The 23889-nt window shown below is 69.8% G+C and carries 16 protein-coding genes; 8 read left to right on the plus strand and 8 right to left on the minus strand.

What is annotated here, in order from left to right; translation table 11 throughout:
* The 4 genes from VF139_14980 to VF139_14995 all read left to right on the plus strand — a co-directional run.
* A partial coding sequence (locus VF139_14980; GenBank protein ID HEX6852698.1) for a hypothetical protein occupies positions 1-1176 on the plus strand: 1176 nt, incomplete at its 5' end.
* Between the two features lie 376 nt (positions 1177-1552).
* The gene (locus VF139_14985) at positions 1553-1966 is read left to right on the plus strand and encodes a septal ring lytic transglycosylase RlpA family protein (protein HEX6852699.1); all 414 of its coding nucleotides are present in this window, start codon (positions 1553-1555) and stop codon (positions 1964-1966) included.
* Positions 1967-2243: 277 nt separating this feature from the next.
* A complete protein-coding gene (locus VF139_14990; protein ID HEX6852700.1) occupies positions 2244-2609 on the plus strand; it encodes a metalloregulator ArsR/SmtB family transcription factor in 366 nt (121 codons plus the stop codon).
* Positions 2587-3090: an SRPBCC family protein gene (locus tag VF139_14995; protein ID HEX6852701.1), complete on the plus strand. Its 504-nt coding sequence runs from the start codon at positions 2587-2589 to the stop codon at positions 3088-3090. The genes VF139_14990 and VF139_14995 overlap by 23 nt, the downstream gene beginning before the upstream one ends.
* Before the next feature lie 308 nt (positions 3091-3398).
* On the opposite strand, the gene VF139_15000 is transcribed toward VF139_14995, so the two are convergent.
* Genes VF139_15000 through VF139_15010 form a run of 3 tightly spaced genes read right to left on the minus strand, consistent with a single transcriptional unit; the run spans position 3399 to position 7845 of the window.
* Positions 3399-4538: an acyl-CoA dehydrogenase family protein gene (locus VF139_15000; protein ID HEX6852702.1), complete on the minus strand. Its 1140-nt coding sequence runs from the start codon at positions 4536-4538 to the stop codon at positions 3399-3401.
* Positions 4528-6627 carry a 3-hydroxyacyl-CoA dehydrogenase NAD-binding domain-containing protein gene (locus VF139_15005; protein ID HEX6852703.1) on the minus strand — a complete coding sequence of 700 codons (2100 nt, stop codon included), beginning with the start codon at positions 6625-6627 and terminating at the stop codon, positions 4528-4530. Before VF139_15005 ends, VF139_15000 begins: the two co-directional genes overlap by 11 nt.
* A 9-nt stretch (positions 6628-6636) precedes the next feature.
* On the minus strand, positions 6637-7845 hold the full coding sequence (locus VF139_15010; GenBank protein ID HEX6852704.1) for an acetyl-CoA C-acetyltransferase: 1209 nt from the start codon (positions 7843-7845) through the stop codon (positions 6637-6639).
* 24 nt (positions 7846-7869) lie between these two features.
* On the opposite strand from VF139_15010, the gene VF139_15015 reads away from it, so the two are divergent.
* The gene (locus VF139_15015; GenBank protein ID HEX6852705.1) at positions 7870-8712 is read left to right on the plus strand and encodes a CoA transferase; all 843 of its coding nucleotides are present in this window, start codon (positions 7870-7872) and stop codon (positions 8710-8712) included.
* A gap of 277 nt (positions 8713-8989) precedes the next feature.
* Positions 8990-9379: a hypothetical protein gene (locus VF139_15020; protein ID HEX6852706.1), complete on the plus strand. Its 390-nt coding sequence runs from the start codon at positions 8990-8992 to the stop codon at positions 9377-9379.
* A gap of 88 nt (positions 9380-9467) precedes the next feature.
* Here VF139_15020 and VF139_15025 read toward each other — a convergent pair whose 3' ends face one another.
* The 3 genes from VF139_15025 to VF139_15035 form a co-directional block, all read right to left on the minus strand.
* Positions 9468-10229: an outer membrane beta-barrel protein gene (locus VF139_15025; GenBank protein ID HEX6852707.1), complete on the minus strand. Its 762-nt coding sequence runs from the start codon at positions 10227-10229 to the stop codon at positions 9468-9470.
* A gap of 41 nt (positions 10230-10270) precedes the next feature.
* Positions 10271-13936 carry a hypothetical protein gene (locus tag VF139_15030; protein HEX6852708.1) on the minus strand — a complete coding sequence of 1222 codons (3666 nt, stop codon included), beginning with the start codon at positions 13934-13936 and terminating at the stop codon, positions 10271-10273.
* 73 nt (positions 13937-14009) lie between these two features.
* Positions 14010-15317: a hypothetical protein gene (locus tag VF139_15035; protein HEX6852709.1), complete on the minus strand. Its 1308-nt coding sequence runs from the start codon at positions 15315-15317 to the stop codon at positions 14010-14012.
* Positions 15318-15556: 239 nt separating this feature from the next.
* Here VF139_15035 and VF139_15040 point away from each other — a divergent pair, with 239 nt between their 5' ends.
* Positions 15557-17110 carry a LamG domain-containing protein gene (locus tag VF139_15040; protein ID HEX6852710.1) on the plus strand — a complete coding sequence of 518 codons (1554 nt, stop codon included), beginning with the start codon at positions 15557-15559 and terminating at the stop codon, positions 17108-17110.
* Between the two features lie 12 nt (positions 17111-17122).
* Here the strand turns inward: VF139_15040 and VF139_15045 are convergent, their stop codons facing one another.
* Positions 17123-20008, minus strand: a complete 2886-nt coding sequence (locus tag VF139_15045; GenBank protein ID HEX6852711.1) for a hypothetical protein — start codon at positions 20006-20008, stop codon at positions 17123-17125.
* Between the two features lie 231 nt (positions 20009-20239).
* Between VF139_15045 and VF139_15050 the strand changes: the two genes are divergently transcribed.
* Complete coding sequence (locus VF139_15050; protein HEX6852712.1) at positions 20240-21748, plus strand: AAA family ATPase; 1509 nt, start codon at positions 20240-20242, stop codon at positions 21746-21748.
* A gap of 362 nt (positions 21749-22110) precedes the next feature.
* Here the strand turns inward: VF139_15050 and VF139_15055 are convergent, their stop codons facing one another.
* Entirely contained in the window at positions 22111-23790 is a 1680-nt protein-coding gene (locus VF139_15055) for a thrombospondin type 3 repeat-containing protein (protein HEX6852713.1), read from the minus strand.
* Positions 23791-23889 lie beyond the last annotated feature (99 nt).

Here is a 23889-nt window from a genome sequence, read left to right on the forward strand (position 1 = left end):
CAAGGTGCGCCGGAGACACCGGACTGGAAGCCGCTGTTCGCGGCTGCGGGGCTCGACGAAGCGCGTTTCTCACCTTCGGAACCGAAGTGGGTGCCGGACGAGCCATTCGATGCGCGCACGGACAGGACTGGATCGATCGCCTCGCAACCAGGCCTGCCGATTCATGTTTCCGCGGCGGCATGGCAAGGCCGGCCGGTTTCCTTCACGGTGATCTGGCCCTGGAGCGTTCCGGAGAGGGAGGCCGCGACGGAGCCGAGCGACCGATTGGGCGGCGCGCTCTACATCGCGGGGGGCTGGGCCGCCGGGCTGATACTGGCCCGCCGGAGTCTGCGCCTGGGCCGTGGAGATCGCCGCGGAGCGTTGCGCACGGCATCGTTCGTCTTCGCGACCGGAGTGCTCTCGTGGATCTTCGGCATGCACCACGTGCCGCACGCGGCGACGGAGTTCTTCCGGCTCATCGACGGGATTGCAGTCTGCCTGTTCCTGTCGACCTTCGTGTGGCTCGCGTATGTCGGAATCGAGCCGATCGTGCGGAGGCGCGCCCCCGAGCTGCTGTTTTCCTGGAGCCGGGTTCTCGCCGGACGATTCCGCGACCCGCTCGTCGGCCGGGATGTGCTCGCCGGGATTCTCGCCAGTGCGACCCTGGCGGCGATGGTGCAGTCACCCGAGGTTCTGGCCAACTGGATTCCGCTTTCCGGGATGACGCCGCTGGAGCCATCGCGCGATCTTCTGCTCGGACCGGCGTCGGCGATCGCTCAGATCCTTCGCAACGCCTCATTCGGATCGCTCAATGCGCTCGGGTTCATGACCCTGTTCTCGTTCGGGCTCGTGGTCTTTCGCAAACGCTGGTTGGCCGTCGGCTTCCTCGGTCTCATCGCGACGTTGATGGGCTCCGGCGGGTCCAGCGAGAACTACGCCGTGTTGCTTCCGGCCGCGATCGCGGCGGCGATGGTGTTCGTTTTCGTCGCCATGAGGTCAGGCGTTCTGGCCGTCACGGTCATCCTGGTGGTCATGCCGATTCTGGTGTCAACGCCGTTCACGCTGAGGTTTTCCAGTTGGTACGCGGGACGCGGCCTCCTCCTCGTCGCTGGGATTCTCGCCGCAGCGACCTGGGCGTTTTGGACGTCCCTGGGCGGGCGTCGCGCACTGGGTGCACTGAAGCTCGGGGACGCGTGAAATGAAACGCTCGGTACGAGAGCGCGATCACCGAACTCTCTCTGACCGTCGTCTCCAGAATATCTCCAAGACTAGGGTGGCCTCCCGGGGACAGCAGGGGACTCCAGGGGAATCGAAACCGGAAAAAAGGCGACGAGTCGTCGGCCGCTTCCGGCGAAAGTCGCGCGCCATCACCGACTTACCGTTGACCGCTGATCGGGTTCGATTCCCGCCGCCTCCACCAAACCACAAGCGATGGCGGCGCGAGAGCCGGCCTTCGGCTCGAGCCTCGGTTTGCTTCACCCACGCACGGGCCCCATCGTGGATGCGGAGCGCCACCGAGCGGGCCGCTCCACCCGGCGAGCACACGATGACGAACGACAGAACCCGAGTCGAGTTGGCGACGATCCTCCTCGCGTCGATCACGCTCGCGGGCGGTTGTGCGCACCGGGACGCGCTTAGGGGCGCTCCGGCATCGATCGAGCGTCACCGCGCGGAGACAGGGCTGGCCTCGTGGTATGGGAAGGCGCATCACGGCCAGCGCACGGCGAGCGGTGAGCGTTTCGACATGCATGCGCTGACCGCCGCCCACCGCACGTTGCCGTTCGGCACGATCGTGCGGGTCACCGACCTCGAAGGCGGAAACTCCGTGAACGTCAGGATCAACGATCGCGGCCCGTTCCGCCGGGATCGGATCATCGACCTGTCCTACGAGGCGGCCAGAAAGCTCGGAGTCGTGGCGCGCGGCACCGCTCGGGTCGAGATCACCGTGGTGGGACGAGGGGCTCCCGCCACCGCGAATGGACACTGAGGCGAGCCCGGATGGAGGAGGGCTGAGCCGGACCGAATCACGTCTTCCGGGTCCTGGGCGAACGGACGTCCGTTCCGCCGAGCGGGCCATCGCTCTACCGCTGCATGCCGTGACATGACGAGTCTCGGCACTCCTCCTCCATCAGGGTCATGCTCCGGCCCGATCCGAGCCGATCACCCTCCAAACGGGGCGATCGGGGACGAAGGCGGCCTGCAACCCAGCCGCGCTCCGTCTTTCCCTTGCGCGCCCCCGGTCCGCGCGGTATATACTGAACCATATGGCTCAGTATTTGAACGCCCGCCTCGATGCCTCGTTCGCCGCGCTCTCGGACGCCACCCGCCGCGGCGTTCTGGAGCAGCTCGGACGTGCGGACGCCTCGATCTCGGATCTCGCCGAGAAGTTCGGAATGACGCTCACGGGCATAAAGAAGCACGTCGGCGTTCTGGAGCAGGCCGGGCTCGTCACCACGAAGAAGGTCGGGCGCGTGCGGACCTGCACGCTCGGCCTGCGCCGTTTGGAGAAAGAGGCCGCATGGATCGAGAGGCACCGCCGGCTCTGGGAGTCGCGCTTCGACGAGTTGGACGACATTGTTGACGAACTGAAACGGAAGGAGACGGTCGATGGACGCAAGAAAAGCGAGTGAGCCCACCCCGTTGAAGAACCGCACGACAGTCGAACGGACATCCGAGCGTGAGGTCGTCGTCGCGCGACTCTTCGACGCCCCGGCGCGCCTCGTGTTCGAGGCCTGGACCAAACCCGAGCTGTTCAAGCAGTGGTGGGTACCGAAGTCGTTCGGAATGTCTCTACTGTCGTGCGAGTTGGATGCTCGTACCGGGGGCAGGTATCGTCTGGTGTACCGCCACGAGGGCTCGACCATGGAGTTCCACGGAAAGTACATCGAAGTGACCCCGCACTCGCGCCTCGTCTGGACCAATGACGAAAGCGAGAATGGTGCCGTCACCACGGTGACCTTCGAGGACAAAGGTGGGAAGACGCTGCTGGTCGTGCACGATCTCTATCCCTCGAAGGAAGCGTTCGAGGCCGAGCACGGGATGGAGGACGCGATGGGCGAGACGTTCGGGCAACTGGACGACCTTCTCGTCACCCTGGGCGCGAGCCGGTGACGGTCGCCACGTCGTCGACGAGGACGGACACCGGTACCCCGAAATCAACACGACGCCCTGGCTCGCCGTCCCGAAGACGCAGTCGTCTCCACGATGGCTCCAAGACTGCAGGGGACTCCAAGGGCAGCAGATTCGGCTGGGACTCGAACCCTTGCAACGACGGTCGCGCCGCCATCTCCTTTTCGCATGACTGAGCGAACGGGTTCGTTTCCCGTCGCCTCCACCGCGAGACCCGCCCGCTCGCTCGCGACGTCGGCCCGATTCAAGGTGGGAACGTCGGGCTCGAGTCCGGATCGAACACACCGCGATCACAGCTTGCGGGCGATGAGCTCGAGCATGACTTCGTTCGCGCCGCCGTAGATGCGCTGAACCCGGGCGTCGACGAAGTGGCGGGACACCGGGTACTCCTCCATGTAGCCGTAGCCCCCGAACAGCTGAAGGCACCGGTCGGCGACGTCGAACTGCGTCTCGGTCGCGGCGTACTTCGCCATGCTCACTTCCTTGACGATCTCCTCGCCGGCCATGTGGCGCGGGATCAGATCGTCCACGAAGGACTGCACGGCCTGTACCGCCGTCGCCATCTTCGCCAGCTCGAAGCGGGTGTTCTGCATCTCGATCAGCAGCTTCCCGAACAGCCTGCGTTCCTTCGCGTACCTCACGGTGAGGGCGAGGCAGCCTCGAGCCGCCGCCACCGCGCCGATCGCGATGACGAGGCGCTCCTGCTGCAGGTTGCGCATCATCGACGCGAACCCCTCTCCCTCGCGACCGAGGAGATTCGACGCCGGCACCCTGCAGCTCTCAAAGAACAACTCCGAGGTGTCCTGGGCATGGAGCCCGATCTTCCTGAGGCACTTGCCGCGCACGAACCCCGGCCGGTCCGCCTCGATCAGAAGCAGGCTCAGCCCGTCGTGCGGCCTTGCGGTCGCGGAGCCCGTACGCACGGCGACGATGAAGAGATCGGCCGTCTGCCCGTTGCTGATGAACGTCTTCGCGCCGTCGACGACGTATGTGTCGCCGCTGCGCTCGGCCTTCGTCGTGATGCCGGCCAGATCCGACCCGGCACCGGGCTCGGTCAGCGCCAACGCCAGGATGTGATCTCCGGAAACGCAGCCGGGGATCCATCGCCGCTTCTGCTCGTCGGTTCCGAGGTCGGCGAGGTACGGGAAGGCGATGTCGTTGTGCAGGGCCAGGAAGAACCCGCCCACGCCCTGCTCGCCCAGCGCCTCGATGATCGCCACCGAATAGAGAAAGTCCGCGCCCGCCCCCCCCAGATCGGGTGAGGCCGAAGGGCAGAGCAGCCCGTGTTCGGCGGCGATCTTCCACTCGGCCCGCGGGACGTGCGCCTGGTGCTGCCACTCCTCGTAGCGGGGGACGACGCGCTCGGTCACGTAGCGACGGACCGCGTCGAGAAACCGGGCGTGCTCTTCGGAGAAGATCCTACGTTCCATGGAAGCGCCTTCCCTCTCCGGCCATCTCCCGCAGCAGCTCCGGAGGCGCGAACAGGCGCCCGTGAGCCTGTTGCAGCTCGTCGCACTCCCGGACGAAGCGCGGAAGGCCGATCCCGTCGATGTAGGAGAACACTCCCCCCGTCCAGGGGGCGAACCCCCAGCCGAGTATCGAGCCGACGTCGCCGTCGCGCGCGGACGTGACGACCTTTCCTTCGAATGCCCGCGCGGCTTCGACGGCCTGAGCGTGGAGGAGCATGCGCTTGACCTCCGCGACCGGAGGCTGGGTCGCGCTTGTCGGGAAGTGCTCACGCAGGCCGGGCCAGAGGAGCTTCGTCCCATCGGCCGGATACTCGTAGAACCCGGCCCCCGACTTCCGACCGCACCGCGAAAGCCGCTCGACGAAGAGCGCCACGACCGCGGCGGACGGGCTGTCGTCTCTCCGGCCGAGATCGCGCTCGGTCTGCCGGGAGATTCGAAGGATGAGATCGAGGCCGACCTCGTCGGCGACCGCCAACGGCCCGACGGGCATCCCCGCCATCCGCCCCGCGTTTTCGACGAGAGCGGGAGCGACGCCCTCCTGGAGACCGAGGAGACCGGCATTGATGTAGGCCGAGAACACGCGGGAGGTGTAGAAGCCCCGTCCGTCCTCGACCACGATGGGTGTCTTCCCCAGCGCGCGCACGAAATCGAAGGCGCGCGCCACGGTCTCCGGGGAGGTCTCACGACCTCGGATGATCTCGACGAGCGGCATCCGGTCCACGGGGGAGAAGAAGTGCAGGCCGACGAAGCTCGCGGGGCGCTGCGAGGCACGGGCGAGGCCCGTGATCGGGAGCGTGGACGTATTCGAGGCGACGATCGCGTTGCCTGGGAGTCGCGTTTCGGCGTCACGGATCACGGCTTCCTTGATCGCCCGGTCCTCGAACACCGCCTCGATGATCAGCTCGCAGCCGTCGAGATCCTCCATGCGCGAGGTCGTCCGGACCCGTTCGAGAACGCGGTCGGCGTCCGCGCGCTTGGCCAGGATCTTCGCGACCGCGTCCCTTCCGCGCTCCGCGGCGGCGGCGTCGACGTCCAGGAGAACGACCTCGATGCCGCGGCTCGCGGCCGCGTACGCGATTCCCGAACCCATCATGCCCGCGCCGAGAACGCCGATCTTCCGCCACGTCGCGACGGCGAAATCCCGCGGACGCCCCGCGCCCGCGCGGATCTCGTTCAGGCCGGAAAACATCGTCCGGACCGTGTTCGTCGCCACAGGTGAGGCGAGGCACCGCGCGAAGTGCTGCGCCTCGATCGTCAGCCCTCGCTCGAAGGGCAGCTGGAGCCCTTCGTAGACGCTTCGAAGGACCGCAAGCGGCGCCGGATCGTTGCCGTGCGTCTTCTCCTGAACGAGCGCGGTCGCGGCCATGAACGCCTGATAACCGCCGGGAGTCTGGACCTCGCCCCCGGGGATCCGGTACCGGTCGCGATCCCAGGGTTGGGCGGCGTCCTTCGTGGACAGGATCCAATCGACGGCGGCCGGCACCAGCTGGTCGTCGCGCTCCACGAGCTGATCGACGAGCCCGGCCGCGAGCGCCGCCCGGGGTTTCAGCGCCTTCCCTTCGGCCAGGATCGGCAGCGCGGCGCGGATGCCGATCAGCCGCGGAAGGCGTTGCGTTCCCCCGGCGCCGGGGATCAGTCCCCATCGCGTTTCGGGAAGTCCGATCCGGATGGAATCGTCGGACTTGGCGATCCTGCGGTGGCAGGCGAGGCACAGCTCGTACCCGCCGCCGAGCGCGTTCCCGTCGATCGCGGCGACGACCGGCACGCCGCAGGTCTCGAGACGCCGCAGCGCGGCGCCGAGTGCCTCGACCTGCGCCATGTTCCTTGCGACGTCGTCGAGAGGCTTCAGGGCGTCGAGATCCGCGCCGGCGAGAAAGGTCTCCCGTCCCGAGCGGAGCACGATCCCGCGAAGGCCCGGCCGGGCCAGCACGTCCTCGAGCGTCTGGGCGAACGCCCTGATCGAGCGCTCGTTCCACACGTTGACGGGACGGTCGATCATCGCGATCGTGATCACGGCGACGCCGTCGGGGGTCATGCCGAGCTCGAACACGTCGACCTCCTACCCGCGCTCCACGATCGTCGCGATCCCCATCCCGCCGCCGATGCACAGGGTGGCGAGGCCGAAGCGCGCGCCGCGGCGATCGAGCTCGTCGAGAAGCGTCCCCAGGATCATGGCTCCGGTCGCGCCGAGGGGATGACCGAGCGCGATCGCGCCCCCGTTGACGTTGACCTTGTCGTGGGGGACGCCCAGCTCGTCCATGAAGTTCAAGACGACTGCGGCGAACGCCTCGTTGACCTCGAAGAGGTCGATCGCATCGATGGCGAGACCGGCCGAGGCCAGGACCTTGCGGGTCACGGGCACGGGGCCCGTCAGCATCGTCGTCGGATCGGTGGAGAGGACGGCGTACGCGACGACCCGGGCGCGGGGCTCGAGCCCGAATTCGCGACCGACTCGCTCGCTTCCGACGAGGATCGCCGCGGCTCCGTCGACGATGCCGCTGGAATTGCCGGCATGGTGGACGTGGCGGATACGCTCGAGCTCCGGGTACTTGTGGATCGCCACCGCGTCGAAGCCGCCCTCGCTCCCGATTCTCGCGAACGACGGCGTGAGCTTCGCCAGCCCTTCCGCCGTCGTCTCGGGTCGCATGGCCTCGTCCCGATCCAGCACGACGCGGCCGTCGATGCCCACGACGGGAACGAGCGACCGGGAGAACCGCTTCTCGCGGTACGCTTCCGCGGCCCGTTGCTGGGAGCTCAGCGCGAAACGATCCACCTGCTCGCGGGAGTACCCCTTCCTCGTCGCGATGAGGTCGGCGGAGATCCCCTGCGGAACGAACGACGACCGGGTGGCGACTTCGGGGTCGACCCCCCATGCCCCCCCGTCCGACCCGATCGGGATGCGGGACATCGACTCGACCCCGCCGGCCACGAACAGTTCGTCGGACCCGGCGCGCACGCGCGCGGCGGCCTGGTTGACGGCCTCGAGCCCCGACCCGCAGAACCGGTTCACGGTCACGCCGGCGACGGTCTCGTCGTACCCGGCGAACATCGCCGCGGTCTTGGCGATGTTCCCCCCTTGTTCGCCGACCGCGGTGACGCACCCCAGGATGACGTCCTCGACGCGGCGCGTGTCGATGGAGCTCCGCTCGCGAACGGCGACCAGCACCTGACGGGCGAGGTCGACGGGGCGGATGACGTGCAGGGCGCCGTCGGGCTTTCCGCGTCCTCTCGGTGTGCGGACCGCGTCATACAGAAAGGCTTCATTCATGACCGGCCCCCCTATACTCGCGTCGTGCGTGCGCTCGCCGGGATCGACGTCGTCTCCCTCGCCGTGAACATCCCGGGTCCGGTCATGGTGGCGCGACTCGCGGAGTACGGCGCGTCGGTCACCAAGATCGAGCCTCCCGAGGGCGATCCGCTCCACCACCACGACCCACGATGGTACGCGCGCCTGACGGATTCCCAGACGATTCTGCGCCTGGACCTCAAGACTTGCGAAGGGAGAACGGCTCTCGATGCGCGGTTGTCGGGCGCGGACCTCCTGGTCACCGCCAGCCGCCCCAGCTCCTTGTCGCGCCTCGGCCTCGACGTCGCGTCGCTCCGGGCGCGCTTCCCCGAGCTCTGCCAACTGCAGATCGTCGGTTTCCCCGCACCCGACGACGACCTGCCCGGACACGACTTGAGCTTCCAGGCGGCGGCGGGCCTGATCGTCGATCCACCGCGGATGCCCTTCACGCTGCTGGCCGATCTGATGGGCGCCGAGCGCGCCGCGACGGAGGCCGTCGCGATGCTGTTGCACCGGCAGCGCACGGGAGAGGCGACGTGCCGCCAGGTCTCCCTCGCCGAGGCGGCGAAGCCCCTCGCCATGCCGCGAAAGGGAGGCCTGTGCGATCCCAAGGGCCCGCTGGGCGGCGCATCGGCCGGCTATGCGCTCTATCGGACGAAAGACGGCTGGGTCGCACTGGCCGCGCTCGAGCCGCGCTTCGTCGAGCGTCTCACGGCGACCCTGAAGATCCCGTCGTTGTCCGCCGCTCGCCTCCGGAAGATCTTCGCCGCGCGAACCAGCGCGCGTTGGGAGTCTTGGGGGGAGCGCCACGGAATCCCCGTCACGAGATTACGCCGCAGCGGTCGCTGAGCGCGGCATCGAGGGATCCCGCCGCCCCCACCGAGCCGGACGCTCCCGGCCGAGACCGCTCCTCGGGTGTCGATCGAGCGAAAGCTCCGGAGAATCTACGCGGCGACATCGTGCCCGGCGTGTAACTCTCACCCCGCCCCCCACCCGCATCCGAGGAGAAAACGCGAGCTCGTCGCGCGTGGCACCGCGGTTGCGACGACGCGGGGCGGGTCCCGTGGTGTTCCGCCACAGGCCGCTCACGCCGGCGGGCATCGCGGGCCTCGTACGGAGGTGAACCTTGCGTAACGTCGTTTCCGCGCTCGTCGTCTCCCTGCTCGTCGGTGCCGGCGCGATCGCTTCCACGCCTGCGAACGCGGGATCCGTCGTCGCCGCTCAGGCCAAACAAGCCGGCGTCCCGCCCGGGCTGGCCAAGAAGGGCGGCGTTCCGCCGGGGCTCGCCAAGCGATTCGGGCCGAGCTTGCCGGCGAAGGCCTACATCGCCGTCGACCCGCGATCCGACGATCGGGCGTGGTTCCTGATCGACGGTCGCTGGGTGCTGCACGAGGGATTCGACGCGGACCTCCGCCTGGAGGTCCGGTCGCTGGCGGCGCTACCGCCGGCGCCCCAGCCGCCGCCGGTGCCGCTTCCCAAGGTCGCGGTCGGCTTCCGCGTCGTCCTGTTCGATTGAGACGTCGACGCCGTGCAGGCTTCGAACGGACTCGAGGAGCGAGCGGAGAATCGAACCCCGGGCGATGGGGGTTCGATTCTCCGGTCCCTCAGAACATCCAGCCGAGGTTCACGCGGATGCCGTCGAACGACTGGTTGCCCGCCTTGTCGAAGTCGATCCAGAGCAGGTTGTAGCTCCCTTCCACGAACATCTGGTTGCCGAACTCCGCACGGACGCCGGCGGCGAGGCCGTAGGCGAACGAGGTGTCCTCGTACGTGGGCTGCCAGGTGTTGCAGATGTAACCCCACCACGGATCCCACCAGCAGGTCCCGGTCGCCGGACCCGCCGGGATGTTCGAGTCGACCCAGGTCCAGCCGAAGCTCCCGCGAAGGAACGGCGTCACGCGACCCGTGAGCAGGTTGTACTGACCGACGAACTGGAGGTTGGACGCTTCGAGGGTCCCCGAGACCGTGACGGAATCGTCCGGGATCTGGTCGTTGTCGAAGTCGGTGGCGATGCCCGCTTCGTAGTTGGCGGTCAGCCAGGTGAGGTCCACTCCGAACATGAGCCGCTCGTTCAGGTTGTAGCCGAACGCGAATCCCCAGCCGATGTCGTCGTTGACGTCGACGCTCGTTCCCGCTTCGTCGTAGGACGCTCCCGACGTGAACGTGATGGGGATCGATGCCTGCCATTTCATCCCACGATCGCTCTCCGCGGCAGCGGCCCGCGGAGCCCAGGCGGCGAGTCCCAACACCGTTCCGAGAACCAGCATCCGCGTTACCGTTCGGCGGCCATCGCTCGCGCGCATCGTCTCTCCTTTCGATGAGGCGTGGGGTGATTCCCGCCGGGATCCTACTCCGGTCGGCGGCATTCGGTGCGATCCGCGGCACGGCCTTCGCCGTGGCCGACGCCTCAGGGACAACCCTCCGCCCGCGCAAGCCCGCAGGTCCCCGCCCCCTGCGGCCGGGGCGCACCCGCGCCGTTGGTCCCGAGCCCGCCTTCGTACCCCGGAGCGACCGGGGCGACGAGGTAGTACTCGTCCACCGCCCCCGGGGTGAACGACGCCGGAGAGACGCGGTTGCACGCCCCGCCGATCGGGGCGTGGGCGTAGGTCCCCGACGCGCGCAGGGTCGCGAGGTTGCCCGCGTGGATCGCGTACGTCTGGCCGGGGACGCCCGTCGCGTTGCACGACGCCCCCCACGACGCGACGAGATCGGAGCCCGCCGCCTTGTCGAGGGTGAGCGAGCCCTCGGGAATCGAGCCCGGCCAGCGGATCACGTTGCACACGAGCGGAGCGGGGGTCTCGATCTCGACCCGGAACCGGTCGACGTACCACCCTTCGCCGTCCCCCTGCCTTCCGCCGTCGGAGCCGAACACGAGGGCGATCCAGATCGTCTTCCCGCGATGGGCGGTGAGATCGAAGGTGCTGGTGACCCAGCCGTTCGAGCTCCCCTGGAAGGCGCGTTTGCCGCCCAGGCCGTTGCAGTTCGCGACGGAGATGTTCCCGCCGGGATAGCCGCCGACGGGGTTGAGGACCGCGTACACGTCCTGGCCGTCGTCGACCGAGTCCACGAGCACGCTGCCTCCGTCGCCGCCGATGACCGTGTGGTACCAGTGCTCGATCGTGAGCGTCGCGACCTGCGCGTCCGCGGGGATCGCGAGCCCCGTCCCGCCCGTCGAGTCGAGCCCTCCGTAGTGGAGCCAGGCGAAGTCGTTCGTGCCGTAGGAGGTTCCAGGTCCGTTCCCGCAGTGATAGGAGGTGCCTCGCGCGGCGTCCTTCGTCGCGAGGTTCCACTCGTCCTGCGTCGCCTTGTTGCACCCCGCGATCCCCTCGTCCACCGCGCGATGGGTCCAGTTCGGCGGGCTCGCCGCATCGAATCGCTCGTCGAGAAGCACCGTGTGGATCGGGGGGGGCGTTCCGCCCTCCACGGCGACCTGGAACGCGTCGGTCTCGTCCCCGTGGTCGCCCGGCGCATTGGCCGTCGCGATGTCGGCGATGTCGAAGTGGGCGACGGTCCCGCAGGGGATCGCGGGGTCCACGGTGAAGGCGACGGGGGCCGCGGGCGCGGCGGCCGCTCCGGGGGGGAGGTCGCCGAAGCTGCGCGGCGCCGGATCGAGAAGGACGATTCCGGCCGTGGCCGGGACGATCCGCGCGGTCACCCCGACGGCGGTCGCGCTCCCCGCGTTCCGCAGGCGCGGCGTCACCGACCAGGTCTCCCCGGGCTCGACGTGCGCGTCGCCGTCCCCGTCGATCTCCACGTACGGGAGATCGACCGATTCGAAGACGACGATCGGGCCGAACGACTCGACCTGCACCTGCCACGCGCCGCGCCCGTAGGTCCCGGCGGTGACGAGGCTCTGCGTCGCGTTGTACTTGAGGTCGGTGACGACGAGCCCTTCGGGAAGGCCGTTCATGTACGGAACGAACGTCGCGCCGCCGTCCGCGCTGCGAAAGACGCCGACGTCGGTCCCGACGAGCACGTCCTGCGAGGTCAGCAGGAGCACCGTGTTCGCGGGAACGTTCGGAAGCCCGGTCCCGACGGCGGCCCAGCCGATTCCCGCGCGCCATTCGTAGAGGTGCGGACCGTTGAAGCCGCCGACGGTCGCGAGCGCGCGGCCCGGATCGCCGGGGTCCGCGCCCACGTCGGTGACCGCGCGGCCGGGAAGGCCGGCGCTCAGATCGGTCCACGCCAGTCCCGCGTCGGCGGAGCGCCAGACGCGCCCCGACTCGCTTCCGGAGTAGAGGACGTCGTTGTGGACCCGGTTGATCTCGAGGGCAAGGAGCGATCCCGAACCGCCGGTCAGGTCGGCCGGACCCACCTGCGTCCAGTTGGTCCCGCGGTTGTCCGACCGGTAGACGCGATGGGTGCCGAGGTAGAGGCGCTGAGGCCGGAGCGGGTCGAGCAGGTACGGGGTCACCCAGTTGATCCGGTCGCCGTTGAGGATCCCGCTGCCGGATCCGGTGATCCCCGAGTAGCTTCCGAGGACGCCGTTGGTCGAGCGGGAGACGGCCGGGTAGCCGCCGTTCGGATACGAGGTGATGTAGGCGATGCTCGGCGTGAACGGGTCGATCTGGCACACGAACCCGTCGCCCGTGACGGCCTGCAGGTCCCAGGTGTCGCTCGCGGTCCGCGCGAGCGAGGAGTTGTCCTGGGCGCCGCCGCAGATCACGTCGGGGTTCGTCGCGTCGACGCCGACCGCGTAGAACTGCGTGATGTTGAGATTGCCGTTCCGGTTGGCGAACGTCGCGCCGAGATCGCTCGTCCTCCATAGGCCGCCGTCCCCGCCCGCGTAGAAGACGTTCGGGTCGTCGTCGTCCATGACGAGCACGTGCATGTCCTGATGGACCTTCTGGGACGAGCCCCAGCCGTTGGAGAGGTCGGTCCAGGCGACCCCGCCGTCGGTGGACCGCCAGATCCGGATCGTGCCGCGAAGGACGATGTCGGGGTTGGTGCGGTGGACGCGGAGGACCATGTTGTACCAGCACTGCCCGTCGCAGGCGGAGCTTCCGGTCGCACGCTGGGTCCAGGTCGCTCCGCCGTCCGTCGTGCGCCACAACGCGTTCGGGCTCCCGAAAAGGGCGTAGACGGTGCCGGGGGCGGACGGCGCGATCGCGAGCTCGGTCCGTCCGGTCGCGCCGTTCGGGAGCCCGGATGCGGTCTGGAGGACCCACGTCACCGCGTTGTCGGTGGACTTGTAGATCCCGCGCTCGGTCGCGGCCCAGAAGGTGTCGAGCACCGCCGGGTCCTGCGCGATCTCGTAGACCGGGGTGTTCGCGAGCCGCTGCGTCCACGTGAGACCGGCGTCGTCGGAGGTGAAGATCCCCCCGTTGGCTTCGGCTCCCGAGGTACACCCGCGGATGCGGCCGCCGGTCACGATGCGCGAGGAGCTGCGCGGGTCCACGACCACGTTCGCGAACGACGAGAGGTCCTGAAGCGTCGAGGCGCCGCTCCCGTTCCGGGCCTCCCACGTGAGGCCTCCGTCCGTCGTGCGCAGGAGCCCGATGCCGAAGTACGACTCGCACCCCTGGTTGTTCTCGCCGGTGCCGACCCAGACGACGTCCGGGTCGTTCGGATCGATCGCGACCGTGCCGATCGTCATCGTCCCCGCCGAGTCGAAGGCGCTCGTCCAGGACAGTCCGTCGTTGTCCGACCGCCACACCCCGCCCGACGCGGTCCCGAGCCAGAGGGTGCCCGTCACGGGATCCTTGGCCAGCGACGACACGCGCCCCGAGATGTTCCCGAAGGTCCACCCGCCGAACGTCGAGGGCGAAGGTCCCTTCGCGACCCAGAAGTTCTGCTCGGCCTCGGTGCCGAACGACCGGCGCGTCCGCTGGGCGAGGAGCGACTTGCGGGTCTCGAGGACCGCCGCCGCCCGGAGGGCCGCCATCTCCTCGGGAGACGCCGCCCCCGCCTGGCGCGTGGAGAAGAACCACGCCTGACGTTTTCGGATCCTCTCGGCCTCATCCAGCTTGCCGTCCTGGATCCGGGGGGTGGGCGGCGACTGCGCCGAGACTTGGAGCACGAAGGCGAGGAGAAACACGGCGGGAAGGAGGAGGACACGGACGAGGCGCGGCATGCGGAACAACCCCCCGGCGGCCGAATCGGACGCGGCCGGAAGGTATACGGTGTCGGCGGGTTTGCCGCCATCCTCACCGGGTCGGCGTCGTCGGGTGGTCGAAGTCGACCCGCTCGACGTCGGCCCAGGGCACGTACTCGGGACGTTCGCGGCCCTCGAGGAAGATCATCAGGCCGGCGTTCTGATCGCCCAGATCGCCCGCGCGCTCGAGCAGGAGCTCCTCGCCGCCGTGGAGGGCGACCGTGGCGCGCTTCTCGCCCGCGGGGAGCACGATCGAGGCGATCCGGCCGAACGGGATGGTGTAGTCCACGCCCCGGGACGGGGCGTCGAGCGTCTCGGTCGTCTCGCTCTCGTCGAGGTCGTAGACCAGCCTGCCCGCGCGGCGAAGGCCGGAGCGGGTGGTGACGCTTCCCGTCAGGGGGTGCCCCGGCGGGAAGTCGCCGTACGCCGGGCCGGTGCCGCCGGGGGTGAAATCGACGCGTTCGAAGGCGTCCCAGGAGACCAGCACCCGTCCGTAGCGCGGGTCGTCGACGTAGATCCCGCGGTTGCCCGGGCCCACTTCGCGGGAGTCGGAGAGCACGACCTCGCGGCCGTCGAGCAGCGTCGCCACCGCGCCGTCCGTCGCGCGGCGCGCGACGGAGCGGAGCGTGTCGAAACGAAGGTGAAGCGCACCGTCGGCGGTGTGTCCCTCGAGCTCGTCGGTTCCCAGGCACGCCTCCCGATCCCACTGCAGAAAGCCGGTGAAATCGCCCTGACGCGTGCGCACCGTGCCGTGCAGCCGGTCGGGCGCGATGCCCGGCTCGAGGCCGGGGAGTAGCTCGATCGAGCGGATGCGAAGACTGTCGAGGTCGACGATCCCCCGCGTTCCGTCCCACACCCGCACGCCGTCGTCGAAGTCGCCGGCTTCGAATCGGTCGAGGTCGAACGCCGTCCCGCTCTTGAGCGTCACGCGTATGTTCCTGCCTTGGGCCTCGATGCGCGCGACGTCACCGAAGCGGGCCATGAGTTGCCGGCGGATCTCGATCGGACGCTCGTCGTCCACGATCCGGACCCCGAAGACCTCGACGCGGCGGCGTTCCTTGGGTCGCGCCTCGGGCGGCAGCTGGGCGAGCCAGGGGTTCCCGCGCTTGGTGCCGTTGAGGTAATCCCCCCAGAACGCCTCCTCGTCGATCCCGAAGCGCAGCCGCCCCTCGAGGGTGGCTCCTTCGATCGTGGTGATCCGGCCGTAGAGGAACCCCTGGGTGGGCTCCTCCGCCGACGGCGCGGCGGACGAAGGGATCGGGGGGTGGGGGTCCCGTTCGAGCGCCCGGTACCCGGCCGCGACGGCGAGGAGCAGAAACAACGCGGCGAACGTCCCGCCGGCGATCGTGGCTCTCGTCATGCTCGGTGCTCCCGCAGGAGCCGGTTCTGCTCCTGCCGCGTCAAGGTACGCCCGCGGCGTGCCGCCGAGGTTGTCGACCGGTGCGCGCGGGATGGCGGGATCGTGCGAGTTGCGTGCAGGCGCGATCCGGGCGCGAAGCCGCGCCCGACCGGATCCGATCCCGGACCAATCCGGTCCCGATCCCGGGTTGCGGTCGTGGACGCGTTGCACACAAATGGGCGAAGCGAGAGGAGTGCGTCATGCTCAAGCCGCTCGGGGCCTCCCTCCGCTCCTGTTCCATGTTCCTGGTGCTGGTCCCGATGACGCCCTTCCTCCCGCGAGGCGCGGTCGCGCAGGACGCCTGCCTGGCGGACGGGGACTGCGACGACGGGAACCTCTGCACGGACGATCTCTGCTCGACGACGACCAACCGCGCGTGCCTGTGGCTCGACGGCGACGGGGACACGGCCTGGATCTCCGACCGTCCCTCCTTGAACCCGGCATCCGGCATCACGCTGTCGGCTTGGATCCGCCTCGACGGGGTCGGGACGCGGCAGGCGATCCTCGACAAGGCGTTCACCTCCGAGACGGAGCCCTACTACCAGTACCACCTCGAGGTGCGTGCCACCGGGCAGCTGTACTTCGCCCTCGCCGTGAACGGGACCCGGAAGATCATCGACACCACGATGTTCGCGGTCGGGATCGGCGTCTGGCACCACGTCGCCGGCACGTGGGACGGCGCCACGATGCGACTGTACCTGGACGGCGTCCCGTACCCGTCGAGCACGAGCGCTCCGGGGGTCCTCTCGAGCTACGCCACGGGGGTGTTCCTCGGCAACAACTACGGCGGGATGTTCGATCTGGGGGGTCGGCTGGACGAGGTCGCGATCTACGGGCGGGGCCTGAGCGCCGAGGAGGTGCGTTTCCTGGCGCGGCACGGGTCCCTCGGCGACCCCGAGCTCCGCGCGCGTTGGCCCCTCGACGACGGGGAGGGAAACGTCGCCCACGACACCAGCGGCAACGACAACCACCTCGGCGTCTCGGGCCCCGACTGGGACACGAGCGAGCTCGTCGACTTCGGGATCGAGGGCTTCTGCCTCCACTCCCCGGCCGACGTGATGCCGTGTGACGACGCACTCTCGTGCACCTCGGACGACATGTGCGACGACGGGTCCTGCGTCGGCATCCCGGCGAGCTGCGACGACGGCGTCGCCTGCACGGTCGACACCTGTGCGGAGCCCTTCGGGTGCGCCCACGCCCCTTCGGACGCCGCGTGCGACGACGGCACGCCCTGCACGCAGGACTCCTGCGAGCCCGCCGCGGGGGGCTGCGTCCAACGCTGGCCGACCTGCGACGACGGAAACCCGTGCACGACCGACACCGTCCACCCCCAGGCCTGCTGCACCTTCGTGGTCGACGACTCGAACGCCTGCCACGACGCCGACTTCTGCAACGGCGTCGAGTACTGCCGCGCGGGGGAGTGCCGCCCCGGCACGGCGCCGGGGGAGGTCACGCACCTTCGACTCTCCTGGTACGACACGTACGCCCTGCTCACCTGGGACTCGAATCCCGCGAACGAGCTCTACGACCTCGCCGTCGGCGCGCTGGCGGCGCTCCACGCGGACGGAGGCGTGGCCGCCGCCGCGTGTCTCGTCGACGACCTGAGCCACGCGTCCTACCTGGACCTTCGCCCCGCTCCCCCACCGGGCGAGGGGGAGTACTACCTGGGACGGACGATCCCCGACGGGTGCCTCCCGAGCTGGGGATACGCGAGCGACGGAACGGAGCGCGTGCCGACGAACGCCTGCCCGTGAGGCGCGGCCGGGCTACTTCAGAAGTCCCAACGCCTTGTCGGTCGCCGACTTGAAGCTGTCGCAGGCGTCCAGGTACTCCTGGCCCGCGAGCCGCTCGTGTCCGGTCCGGATGAGCGCCGCGATCGTCGCGAGCGTCCTGGCCTGACCGGGGCTCGGCGTCGGGATCGCCGCCTTCGCGTCCTCGTAGGTCGCCGTCGCGATCCCCTCGGCGACGAGGCCGAGCAGGTCCTCGAGCGCGGAGAGGTCGCCGCCGCCGAGCGCCTCCGCGGCGAGGAGGTCCTCGAGCGCCGCCTTCAGCTTCACGATCGCACCCGAAGGATCGTCCGCGTCGAGCTTGTCGGTGGCGCCGTTCGTGGGCGGTTTACCGCCGTGGTTGCCGATCAGCTCGTCCCGGGCGGCGCGCAGGGCGGCGGCGACCTCCGGGTCGGTCGTCGACGCGATCAACGCCGTGAGCCGGTCGGCGACGTGCTCGATCGCGTCCACGAGCGAGAGCACCACGATCGTGACCTGTCGCACCGTCGCGCCGCCGTCGTCGTCCGTGACCGTCGCCGCGATCGTCTTCGTGCCCGCCGCCGCGAAGACGCGTGAGTCGACCAGTCGGCCGGTCGCGCCGTTGCGGGCGTCCGAGAACTCGGCGAACGACGTGTCCGGCCCCGAGCCGTCGTTCCAGTCGACCGAGGCGGTCTGCGTGTCCGGACGACCGGGATCCGTGAAGCCCACGGAGAGGGTCACGGGAAGCCCGACGATCGCCGGCGTCGATCCGCCCGACAGATCGCGGCCGAGGGAATCCGCGACCGTCGCCGCCCCGATCTGCGGCGCCACGTTGCGAACCTGGACCGGGAGCGCGAAGGGATCCCCGCTTCCGGTCGGCGACGTGTCGGTCGGATGCTGCGCGCGCGCCCGCACGGTCGCGGTGGAGGGGCCGTCGAGCGCGAACGCGTCGAACGTCACGACGGTGCCGCTCGCCTCGAAGGAGCCGTTGGAGTCGAGATCCCAGCCGAGCCCGATCGGCTTCACGTAGTAGCTGTCGCAGTCGTGCCGGTTCGCGACCCCATCGCCGAACGGGACCTGATGGTGGAAGGTGACGCCCTCGATGTCGTCGTCGTAGTCGACGCCGGACGATGCGACGTCGGCGGGGACGGGCGCCGCGGGCCAGAGCGAGTCCGCGGGGGTGTACACCCGGAGGTCGTCGAGGTCGTGCTCCTCCTCGAAACGACCGGTGCCGCGAAGCAACACGGTGTTCGGGCCGGGCCAGCTGTCGCTCCAGCCCGGGTAGTCGTTGGCCGAGATCGTGCAGCCCGGCGGCGCGAACCAACGGACCGAGCCCACGTTGTCCCAGATCTCGTCCGCGTCGCCGCCGAGCTGGTCGAGGCTGTGGAAGCGGTCCGCGTTCCGATCCGCGTATTCGACGCTGAGCCACTCGTCGGAGTCGAGCCAGCCCGGAAGGCCCAGGCCGACGCCGTCGTCCTCGAAGAGCTGCACGAACGCCTTCTGGCGTGCCTGCTCCCCCCGTCCGGTGAGCGGCACCATGCCACCCTCGTCGACCGCGAACGGCCCGTCGACGGCGGCGGTCGGCCGGAGCAGCGGACTGTCGGCCCTCACGAGGCTTCCGATCCGGTACTCGCCGACGGAGATGTGGTACGAGAGCACCACGGGGTTCTGCGGATCCGAGAGGTCGAATCGGGTCGTGAGGTCGTGTTTCCCGTTGTAGACGATCAGCTCCCCGGAAGGGGAGACGTAGACGCCCCCGGCCGCCGAGAAGGTGCTCGTCGTTCCTTCGTTCGCCCAGGCGTCGGTGCCCACCGTCTTCGTCGCGACGTGCGTGAACGGACAGTCCTGGATCGCGCCTTCCGGCGAGAGGTTGACCCGGTAGAGGTCGAGGTATTCGTCGACGAACGGATTGACGATCGTGCCGTCGCGCCGTCCCCCGATCATGTAGAGCGGGCCGCCGAGGCCTCCCTCCCGCACGAAGTTGAGCATCTGGTGCTGACCGCCTTGCACGAGGCCTGCGGTGGGCCAGGTCTGCCCGATGCACGAGGACAGCTCCCCGGCCGTGAAGGCCTTGTTGTTCGGCAGCCAGGCGAGGTCGGCGGAGGAGAGGGTCGTCGTCGTCCGCCCGGGATCCGGCTGCGAGATGAAGAACTGCACCCGGTCGTTTCCGTCGCCACCGGAGACGACGAGCAGGTAGCGACAGCACGTGCCGTCTTCGGCCGGGATCGGCGCGAGGCCGACGGGATCCGCGCCGAGCGCGGACCCGGAGCCCGGGACGTGGAACTTGCTCGTCAGCGTCGGCAGCTCCGGGTTCGAGACGTCGAAGAACAGCACCGTCGCGCCGGATGGCTCGCCGTTGTATCCCGTCTCGGCGCCGATCGCGATCACGTTCCCGGCGAGCTGGATCCCTCCGGGATGCCGGAACGAAGCCGCGACGTCCTGGCCGTCGAGCCGGAACGCCGAGACCACGCGATCGTGTTCGAACGTCGCCATGGGCTCCGGATACACCGAGTGGTCGGTCGAGCCGTAGGGGAGGACGTTCGATCCCAGGCGCTCCCCCGACTTCGGCCGCGAGCCGAGCTTCATCACGATCAGCCACCCCGGCTCGTCGTCCTCGAGCACGCAGATCGACTTGTTCCCGGACTTCGTCATGATCAGGTACGGCGTGCCGTCCGTGCCGTGGACGCGCGCGATCCCCTGGTAGTGCTTGCACGTCGTGCCGACCCGGCCCGTCGCCGGGTAGATCGCGAGCGCATCCGGACGCTTCGACAGGCCGTTGAACGCGCCCTGCACCCCGCCGAGCGCCGTGGGCACCGCGTACTGTCCGTCCGGCGGCACGACGGCGTCGGCAAGCGTGGACGACGAGAACAGGGCCGCGACTCCGGCGGCGAAGAGCTGCGCGGCCAACCGGGGCCCTCCCCGCCGGCGGACCGGAATCCGGGGGCTCGACGCATCGACCGCTGGCTGCACCTTGGACATCCTGGCCTCCCTCACGCGACCTTCACGACGGACGCTTCTTCTCGTCCAAACGGAGAAGCGGGGCGCCCGGGGTCAGGGAAGCCGAACTCCGGCGGGCTGGACCCGCACCTTGCGGCGACGGTAGCGGAGGCGTACAAGCTTCCGGCGACGTCGCGCACCATGCCCGGCGTCGACCCGGCCGGTGGCCTGGGGGTCACGAACACGATGCCGCGCAAGTCCGATCCGGTCGTCGCGCCGTCGCATCGCCCCTGGATCGTCCTGCTGAACGGCGCCAGCTGCTCGGGCAAGAGCGCGCTGGCCCGGGAGCTCGTCGAGCGGTCCCCGGCGCCCGTCATCCACCTCTCCCTCGACCACCACCACGACGGACTCGCCGGCCGCTACGCCACCGACCGCTGGCCCCTCTACCGGGAGTTGTGTGCCGGCCTCGCGCGCTCCGCCGAGGCCTGGTGGCGCCAGGGCTTCCACGTCGTCGTCGACACCCTGCTCGAGTCGCCGCGGGCGATGCGGGAAACCCTGGCGCTGCTGCCGCGGGCGCGCACCGTCTTGGTCGGTCTGCACGCTCCGCTGGAGGTGCTGCTCGAACGGGCCGGGGCGCGCCCGGCGGAGGCACGGCGGCGGATTCGCCGCCAGTTCCCGTTGGTCCGCACGCTCGCCGCCTACGACCTGGAGCTGGCCACCGACCGGGAGTCCCCGAGGGCGCTGGCCGAACGGATCCTCGCGCACCTGGGCACGGCGCCCCGGTCCCAGCCTGCACACGAGGCCCTGGACGGCCTGCGCCCCATCGAGGTCGGCGACCGCGAGACCTTTACGCGCGCCGCGCAGGCGGGCGGTTGCCGTACGTGGCTGCACTACTTCCCTTTCCTGCACGCCCTGGCCCGCACGGTTCGGCGCGAGTTGCGCTGGGAGGAGGTCGACGGCAGCGTGCTGGTCTACCACGTGATCGACGTGGAGCGCGGGCCGCGGCTGAGCCTCTACGTGCCGCCGTTCCCGTTCACGGCGGCGGCGCTCGCGCACGCGCGGAGGCGTTGCCGTCGGTTCGACGCCGCGGCGCCGACGCGGATCCTCTGGGTCGAGGAGGCATCGCTTCCGGCGCTGGCCGGTGTGCTGGCGTCGAAGCGCGCGGCCGATTCGGAGTACGTCTACGACGGAGCGCGCGTGTCCGCCCTCGTCGGCGAACGGTTCGCCGCGCTGCGCGGCCGCCTGGACCGGATCGAACGGGTGCCGGGCCTCGCGGTGCGCTCCTACGCCGAGGGGGACCGCGCCGCCTGCGAGGACCTGATCGAGGCCTGGCGCGGCCGGCCCAGGAACCAGCGCGCCAACAGCGCCGCGTACCGCCTCGCCCTGCTGTGCCTTGCCCACCATGCCGACTTCGGCCCCGAATGGCTGCGCGGGGAGGTGCTGACCCAGGACGGCCGCGTACGCGCCGTGACCTTCGGCGGGCCGATCTGCGAGGGGTGGGGAAGCCTGTTCGTCGTTCTCGCCGATCCGCGCATGCCGGGGCTCGGCGATCTGCAGCGTTACCGCTTCATCCGCAACAACCCGGACCTCCGTCTGTGGAAGGAGCTCGGGGACGTGGACGGGCCTCAGCTCGCCGCGATCAAGGGGGCGTTCGACCCCGTGGCGCGGAATCCCCTGTGGCGCGTCGCGCTTCGGGACGGGAACGAGTAGCGGCTCGCTGCATGGTCCCGAGGCGACCGTTGACGTCGCTCCTCCGACCGGCGTAGAACACGCGAACCGCGAGCTTCGACTCGCCAGGAGGCCCTCATGAGGATGTTGTCCCGCATTGTCGTCGCCGTCGCCGTGTGTGTCGGCGTGTTCGGCGTCTCCAGCATCATGGCCGGACGCGGTCGACCGGCACCTCCTCCGCCGGTCCTGTGCGGCTGCGCCTGTCCCGATGGATCGTTCGTGACGACTCACGCGCCGGACGCCGACTCCTGCCCGAGCGCCTGCGCGACGGCTTGCCAGGGATCCGAGGAGATGTGACCCCGTAGGACCGGCAGGGGCGTCGCCGCCCCTGCCGCCGTCGCCCCCTATTCGCAGGCGTCTCCGATCCCGTCGCCGTCCCCGTCGCTCTGAGAGGGGTTCGGCACGGCCGGGCAATTGTCGATCGCCTGCTCCACGCCGTCGCCGTCGGCATCCTGCCCGGTGCTCGGGCACGGGTCGCCGTTCGGGATCGCCTGCCCGTCGCCGTCGCGCGCGAGCGCCGACTCGCCGCAACCCACGCGCGAGACGACGTAGAAGAACACGTTGCCCGGGAGCGGCGTCAGGGGGTCCTCCGCGGAGGCCTCCGAGATCCGCGACGCCACGCAGTACTGGTTGTAGCTCCAGGCCGTGTTCCGCCTCCGGACGCCGCGATACACGTTGAAGCGCTCCGGGATCGAGGCGCCCACCCACGTCAGCCGCGTCGTCCCGCCGGCGTTCGAGACCGCGAGGGTGTCGCCGACCTCGACCGGCGGAGCGTTGGTCGGATCGGCCGGCGCGCAGTCGCACGCGTCCCCCGAGGCATCGGCGTCGACGTTCTCCTGGCCGGGGTTCGGAATACCCGGACAGTTGTCGAAGCAGGAGCCGATGCCGTCGCCGTCCGGGTCGCCGTCCTCGTCGATCGTTCCGTCGCAATCGTCGTCGATGCCGTTGCAGATCGTGTCGTCGGAGGCGGGCGACCCCGGCACGCAGCTGTCGACCACGGACCCCGTGACGCACGACGTGGATCCGGTCGCGGTGCAGGCACCCACGCCGCAAACGGTCGCGAGCGACGCGTAGTCCTCGTCGAACAGGGCATCGCAGTCGTCGTCGATGCCGTCGCAGGTCGCGTCCTCGAACAGGTGGCGGCATCCTCCCGCCGTGCAACGGTCGACGGTGCACGTGTCGAGATCGTCGCAGGCGGCATCGTCCACGCAGAACGGGGAGTCGAGGTCGCCGCGCTTGTGGTCGAAGCGCTGCCCGCCGAGCGTCAGCAGGACGTTGGTACCCGTGAGGCCCGTCACCGGGTCGATCGTGTACAGCCGGTCGGTCAGGACGTTGGCGCCGTAAAGGACGTTCGAATGGCCGAGGGATGCGAGCCCGGCGAGGTTGAACCCCGATTCCGGGTCGATCAGCGTCGCGATCGCCGTGGCCGGGTCCACCTCGTAGAGTCCCGCCGTCGATCCGACGCCGTTGGTCCAGAGCGTCAGCCGGTCGTCCGCATCGAACGTCAGGTCGCCGCCGTGCAGCTCGGTGGTGACCGTTCCGACGAAGTCGGCCTGCGCGGTCGCGGGATCGATCGTGTACAGGCCGGAGTCATCCTGGCTGTGGGCGTAGAGCGTTCCGTCGTTGCGGAACGTCATTCCGGCGACGCCGGCGAGCGGCGTCGTCCCGTTCTCGATCGGACCGACGACCTCCACGGACGTCGGGATCGTCGAGACCGGGTCGAGCACGATCTTGAGGAGCAGGCACGAGAACGTGGAGCCCCGGCACACCGCGCCCGCGTTGTCGGTCCCGGCGGCGTAGAGCGTCGTGCCGTCCGCGGCGGCGAGCGCGAGGATCGGCGTGTAGGCGCTGCCGATCGAACCACGGGCGGTCAGAAGCCCCGTGATCGGATCCACGGCGTAGATCGTCGTCACCGTGGGAGGATCGAACGGGCTGTCGACGAGGTACAGCGGCGCCTGCGCACGCGCGACGGACGCGGCGAGCAGCGTGGAGGCGAGCGCGGATGCACCGAGTCGAAGTCGCACCGGGGGGGCTCCGTGGGTCCTGATGGTCTCGCGTAAAGATGGCGCGAAGTCGGGATTCGCGCACGCGGGAGGTGGGCCGATTTCGAAATTGAGACCGGA

This window comes from Candidatus Polarisedimenticolaceae bacterium, assembly GCA_036376135.1.
Classification (GTDB): domain Bacteria; phylum Acidobacteriota; class Polarisedimenticolia; order Polarisedimenticolales; family DASRJG01; genus DASVAW01.